Raw genomic sequence first — 487 nt, 5'->3', positions numbered from 1 at the left:
AAGCAGATGTTATCAGATTAAAAGGTTTAGCAGAAGCGGAAGCGAAACAAAAAATTGCAGAGGCATTTGAGTTATATGGCCAAGCGGCGATTATGGATATGGTTCTTAACATGCTTCCAAGTTATGCGAAGGAAGTTGCAAGCCCACTTAGCAACATTGATAAAATTACAGTTGTCGATACAGGTGGCGGTGGTAAAAATAGCGGCGCCGGAAAAGTTGCAGGTTATGCGACTGATTTAATGGCAACGATGCAAGAAACATTAAAAGCTTCTTCTGGGATTGATTTAAAAGAGTTATTAGAAGGATTTGCTGGAAAAGGAGCAGTACAACAATTATCAAACGATAAATCTGTTGTATCTGTAGTAGAAGATGCGAAAAAAGAAGTAGAAAAAGATAAAGAATAGTAAAGCGGGAGGAACCTCTAGTAAGTGAGATACTAGAGGTTCTTCAGTGAATTATAATATTTCGAATAATATACATTTTTATA

Annotated in this window: 1 protein-coding gene; it reads left to right on the top strand. The window is 36.6% G+C overall.

The annotated features are described in order from the left end of the window. Positions 1-404, top strand: a 404-nt coding sequence (locus MR160_RS33900) for a flotillin domain-containing protein (RefSeq protein ID WP_276576130.1), incomplete at its 5' end; no start/stop codon positions are given. Between the last annotated feature and the right edge of the window lie 83 nt (positions 405-487).

Origin of the sequence: Bacillus cereus group sp. BfR-BA-01382 (assembly GCF_022663475.1) — a bacterium.
In the GTDB taxonomy this organism is placed as follows: Bacteria; Bacillota; Bacilli; order Bacillales; family Bacillaceae_G; genus Bacillus_A; species Bacillus_A thuringiensis_S.
Note: the sequence above shows the minus strand (reverse complement) of the source record. Positions and strands in the feature narration are given on the sequence as shown.